Source organism: Paenibacillus forsythiae T98, from assembly GCF_000520735.1.
Taxonomy (GTDB): Bacteria; Bacillota; Bacilli; order Paenibacillales; family Paenibacillaceae; genus Paenibacillus_AQ; species Paenibacillus_AQ forsythiae.
On sequence record NZ_ASSC01000816.1, the window covers coordinates 1 to 5,273 of the forward strand.

Sequence of the window (5,273 nt, forward strand, 5' to 3'; positions counted from 1 at the left end):
CGTCGCCCAGTCTCCGGCAAAACCCATGCTCACCATGCCGTTCAGGGCCATTGTGCCGCAGTACAGAATCGTCTCGCGAAGCTCGTAATTCTGAAGATCATTCACCAGCTTGGAGCCGGCTTCCATCATGGTCCGCAGCAGCGCTTCACAGAAGCCGTCCTGAACGGGCGTGTTGCCATCCGTGTGGAAATAATGCTCCAGGACATGCACCATCATATCCACAACGCCGTACACGGTCTGGTCCCGCGGCAGGGAGAAGGTCAGCTCGGGATCGAGAATGGAGAATGCCGGGAAAGCGTAAGGGCTGCTCCAGCCGATCTTTTCCGTGGTGGCTTCGTTCGTAATTACCGAGTTGCTGTTCATCTCCGAGCCAGTCGCCGCCATCGTCAGAATCGTGCCGAGCGGCAGCGCCCCCTGCGGAGCCGCCTTGCGCACCACAATATCCCACAGATCGCCTTCGTATTTCGCGCCCACGGCGATGGCCTTGCCGCAGTCGAGCACGCTCCCCCCGCCGACAGCCAGAACCAGATCAATCCCGTTGCTGCGGCACAGATCGACCCCTTTATGTACGGTGGACAAGCGCGGATTCGGCTCGACCCCGGGCAGCTCCGTTACACTTGCTCCGATGCCTTGAAGCAGCGCGGTTACCTTATCGTATAGACCATTCCGTTTAATGCTGCCTCCTCCGTAGAGAAGAAGTACATTTTTTCCGTATTTCGGAATTTCGGCGGTCAGCGCTTCAAGCGTTCCTTTCCCGAAAATGAGCCGGGTTGGATTATAAAATTGGAAATTACGCATAGGTTATGCCTCCATAAATCAGGATGAGTGCTGCATCTCTATATTATAACCCCCCAGCTTTTTCCATTCAAACAAGCGGAGGTCTCCCGCCGATCCCAAGAATAAGGCCGGCTTCCCCCTTAAAGAGAAACCGGCCATTCCCAGCTGCCTTGCTTATTCAGTTTGCCCCAAAGCTGTTAACAAAGCGCCGGAAAGCCTCGCGGCCTTCGGCCGAGCATTTGTACACGCCCGCATGCTCCAGAATTTGTGTGAATTTGATGCCGACCTCGTTCCGGACCGCCTGGACGGCCTCCTCTCTATCCATTGCCGTGCCTAAACGCCCGGTTAATTCGCCGATCCAGTCCGCATGCTGGGCAAGCGGATGGTCCGCAGCTGTCCGCACCGCCTCAAGCTCCGCCGTATTTCCGGCGAGAATATCCGCGACCCCGTCCAGCTCATTCTTCAGCCGTCCCGGTAAAATCGCCAAGCCCATGACTTCGATCAGGCCGATATTTTCTTTCTTGATATGGTGCATCTCGCGGTGCGGATGGAAAATCCCTTCGGGATGCTCCTCGCTGGTCCGGTTGTTCCGCAGCACCAGATCCATCTCATAGCCGCCGTCTTCGCTGCGCCGGACAATGGGAGTGACCGTATTATGCGGCTGCCGCTCGCCTCCCGCCTCCGTAAAGGCCAGAATATCGGCCGCAGGGTCGCTGTAGCCCTTCCATGCTTCGTACAGGTCGTTGGCGCATTCCAGCAGGATGTCTGGATCTTCCCCATTCAGACGGATCACCGACATCGGCCACTTGACCAATCCCACATTAACCCCCGGATATTTTGGATGGCTGAAGCTTTGTTCTATGGGAGCCTTTTGCAGCCCAAAGGTATGTCGGCCGCCCTGAAAATGGTCATGCGTCAGGATGGAGCCGCCCACAATCGGAAGATCGGCATTGGAGCCGATAAAATAATGCGGGAACTCGCTCACGAATCCCAGCAGCCGCTTCAGCGTATCCTTCGTCAGCTTCATCGGCACATGATCGTGATGGAACACGATGCAATGCTCGTTGTAATACACATATGGCGAGTATTGCAAGAACCATTTCTCGTTATTGAGTTCAATAGGGATCGCCCGCAGATTCTGGCGGGCCGGATGGTTAAGCCGTCCGGCATAGCCGACGTTCTCCCGGCAGAGCAGGCATTTCGGGTACACGGGCGGCGGAAGCAGCCGGGCCATGGCGATTTCCTTCGGATTCTTCTCCGGCTTGGACAGATTGATCGTCATCTCCAGATCGCCGTATGGCGACGGCTGGAGCCAGTAGACGTTCTTCGAAATACGGTCCATGCGGATATAGTTGGAATCGATGCTGAGCTGATAGAACCGGTCGGTAGCTGCGGCAACGCCTTGCTCGGCGCTCAGCCGAGAAAACTCCGCGTTCACTTCCGATGGACGGGCCAGAAGAAGTCCCATGATCTTGGCATCCAGCAAATCCCGATACGTGGCCGTGTTCTCCGGGATCAGTCCGATTTCAACGCCGTAATCGATCAGAACATCCAGCGGAGCCTGCGGGCCCTCCAGTTCCGTATCGTCAACCTCGCCGGTATAAGGCTCGCTGAATTTGAACTGCTCCAGCAGCAGATTCCGGCTGTAGTCCGCATCGGCCGGTTCGATCAGGCGGCGGCGCAAGGCGAACAGCACCAGCTTCTCGGTAGCATGCAGCGCTTGATCCGCCCCGGAGGGCGCCTTGTTTTCATTGGCCATGACATTGCTCTCCTTTATGCCAGCTGTCATCAGGGTGGGCTTCATTTAATTGTCACCGTATCCCTGCGGATGGGATGAATGCCAGCTCCAGGCGCTGCGGATGATCTCCTTCAGATCGGCCCGCGCCGGATTCCAGCCCAGCACGCTGCGGGCTTTCTCGGAGGAGGCCACCAGCACGGCGGGATCGCCCGCGCGGCGTTCCTGGATGACAACCGGAATGTCAAGGCCCGTCACTTCCTTGGCCGTCTCGATCACTTCCTTGACGGAGAAGCCCAGACCGTTGCCAAGATTGAACACGCTGCTTGCGCTTCCATTGCGCAGATAGGTTACCGCCCGGACATGGGCGTCCGCAAGATCCGTGACATGGATATAATCGCGGATACAGGTGCCGTCCCCGGTCGGGTAGTCGTCGCCGAACACGGCGATGCTCTCGCGCTGCTTCAGCGCGGTCTGGAGGACGAGCGGAATCAGATGGCTCTCGGGCCGGTGATCCTCGCCAATTTTGCCGCTGGCATGCGCCCCGGCCGCATTGAAGTAGCGCAGCGCCACATATTTGATTCCAAGTACTTGGTCGAACCACGACATCATCCGTTCCATCGTCAGCTTCGTTTCGCCGTAGACATTGGAGGGCTGCGTACGGTCCGTCTCTTCGATCGGCACCTTCTCGGGCTCACCGTAAGTCGCCGCCGTAGAAGAGAACACGATCTTGTTCACGCCCGCCTTCTGCATGCCTTCCAGCAGGCACTGCGTGCCGTAAACGTTGTTGTCGTAATATTTTACCGGGTCCTTCATGCTTTCCCCTACAAGTGAGCTTGCGGCAAAGTGAATGACCGCTTCAATCTCGTTCTCGGAGAACAGCTTGGCCAGCAGCTCCTTGTCCCGCAGATCGCCCACGTACAGCTTGCCTCCGAGAAGGGATTCCCGGTGCCCGGTTACCAGACTGTCCAGCACAACAACCTCTTCGCCGCGGTCAAGCAGCTCCGCTACCGTATGGGAGCCGATATAGCCCGCTCCGCCCGTCACCAATATAGCCATCTCACTTCACTCCTTTTAGTTCTCTGACCCCGTTGCCGATGCCGCATACATAAAATTCGCCCGTAAGAGCCGTTCTTTCCGTATAGGCTTTGCCCACTTCGGCAATAAAGCGTTCGATATCGTCTTCATGCACCAATGAAACGGTGCAGCCGCCGAAGCCCGCGCCCGTCATCCGCGAGCCGAGCGTGCCGGAAATGCGCTGCGCCTCCTCGACCATAACGTCCAGCTCAAGGCAGCTTACTTCATACAGATCGCGCAGCGAAGCGTGAGAATCGTTCATGAACTGTCCGAACTGCTTCAGATTATTATTGTTAAGCACCTGCACGGAGTCCAGCACGCGCTGGTTCTCTTCAACAACATGACGCGCGCGCCGTCTGACCGTCTCATCCGTAATTCGGTTGGCATGCCGCTTAAATTCGTCCGGCTTCAATTGCGCCAGATAACCGAGAGAAGGAATGGCTTCGCGCAGCGCAGCGAGCGCCTCGTCGCACTGCTGGCGGCGCTCATTGTATTTGGAATCGACAAGCCCCCGGCGTTTGTTCGTATTGCCGATAACGAGCTTGTAGGAACCGGTTATGAAAGGCACCAGATTGTATTCCAGCGTATCGCACATAAGCAGGATGGCATGATCCTGCCTGCCGTTGGCGACCGCGAACTGGTCCATGATGCCGGAGTTTACGCCGACATACTGATTCTCCGCGCGCTGGGACAAGAGCGCGATTTCCACCGTATCGGTATCGCCGCCCTCCAGCGTCAGGAAGGCGAACGCCGTAACGACCTCAATGGAAGCCGACGAGGACAAGCCCGCGCCGTTAGGGATATCTCCGTGGAAGAGCAGATCGTAGCCCTGCGATACAGGATGCCCTTTTTTCTTCAGCTCGGTCATAACGCCAATCGGATAGTCCACCCATTCGCCGGTCTTTTCTCTGCCGATGTCGGTATAATCCGTGGAGAATTCATATGGAAAATTAGTTGAAGCGAACGTGACTTTGCCGTCGCCGCGCGGCCGCACGATCAGCGTTGTGCCAAATTCCAGCGCCGCAGGCAGCACATATCCGCCGTTATAGTCGAGGTGCTCGCCGATCAGATTGACCCGGCCAGGCGCATAGAACACCTTCTCCTCCAGGCCGCTTGCCCCGTATTTTTCAATGAATGCCGCGCTAAGCTCTTGTATACTCATCGATTCCTTCCACCCTTTCGCCGCTTATCCTCTCGGACTGAATATTCAAATGCTTCATGCTTATAGTATAATAAAATGGTTCTTTTCCTGTAATGCAATCATGTGTGTAATGTATGGATAAATGTGACTTTACCCGAGCATCAGAAAGAAAGGAATGTACGGATGGAAGAAAACTACTCCGTGGCCTCCAACCCCGTCTATTATGAAGAACAGAACCTGCATGTGCTGTTCGCGGGAGAGAGCCAGACGCCGCCGCTCCACCAGGTCGGACCGAAAATTTACGATTATTTCCTGCTGCACTGCATTGAAACGGGAGCCGGCGCCTTCCGCACGGAACAGCGCACCTATGAGCTTGGGCCCGGCGACTGCTTTCTCATTCAGCCCGGCCAGCTGGTCAGTTACGTTTCCGATTCCGCGAGGCCGTGGAAGTACAGATGGGCGGCGTTTTCCGGCACGGACGCGGGCAGGCTTGTACGGGAAGCCGGGTTCTCCCCCGAGCAGCCAGTGGCGGCATGCGGCGAC

General features: G+C 56.8%; 5 protein-coding genes. 1 reads left to right on the forward strand and 4 read right to left on the reverse strand.

Annotated elements, in window-relative coordinates; all coding sequences use genetic code 11:
* The 4 genes from L692_RS0124985 to L692_RS0125000 all read right to left on the reverse strand — a co-directional run.
* The coding region (locus L692_RS0124985; protein ID WP_025702642.1) for an iron-containing alcohol dehydrogenase at window positions 1–798 on the reverse strand (798 nt) is incomplete at its 3' end.
* Between the two features lie 157 nt (window positions 799–955).
* Complete coding sequence (locus L692_RS0124990) at window positions 956–2,536, reverse strand: UDP-glucose--hexose-1-phosphate uridylyltransferase (protein WP_025702643.1); 1,581 nt, start codon at window positions 2,534–2,536, stop codon at window positions 956–958.
* A gap of 45 nt (window positions 2,537–2,581) precedes the next feature.
* Window positions 2,582–3,571, reverse strand: coding sequence for a UDP-glucose 4-epimerase GalE (gene galE / locus L692_RS0124995; protein ID WP_025702644.1), 990 nt, complete (start codon window positions 3,569–3,571; stop codon window positions 2,582–2,584).
* A 1-nt stretch (window position 3,572) separates the two neighbouring features.
* On the reverse strand, window positions 3,573–4,751 hold the full coding sequence (locus tag L692_RS0125000; RefSeq protein WP_025702645.1) for a galactokinase: 1,179 nt from the start codon (window positions 4,749–4,751) through the stop codon (window positions 3,573–3,575).
* Between the two features lie 162 nt (window positions 4,752–4,913).
* On the opposite strand from L692_RS0125000, the gene L692_RS0125005 reads away from it, so the two are divergent.
* A partial coding sequence (locus L692_RS0125005; protein ID WP_025702646.1) for an AraC family ligand binding domain-containing protein occupies window positions 4,914–5,273 on the forward strand: 360 nt, incomplete at its 3' end.

Coding starts and splice junctions, on each gene's coding strand:
- L692_RS0125000 (WP_025702645.1), bottom strand. CDS start 4,751: ATGAGTATACAAGAGCTTAGCGCGGCATTCATTGAAAAATACGGGGCA.
- L692_RS0124990 (WP_025702643.1), bottom strand. CDS start 2,536: ATGGCCAATGAAAACAAGGCGCCCTCCGGGGCGGATCAAGCGCTGCAT.
- galE (WP_025702644.1), bottom strand. CDS start 3,571: ATGGCTATATTGGTGACGGGCGGAGCGGGCTATATCGGCTCCCATACG.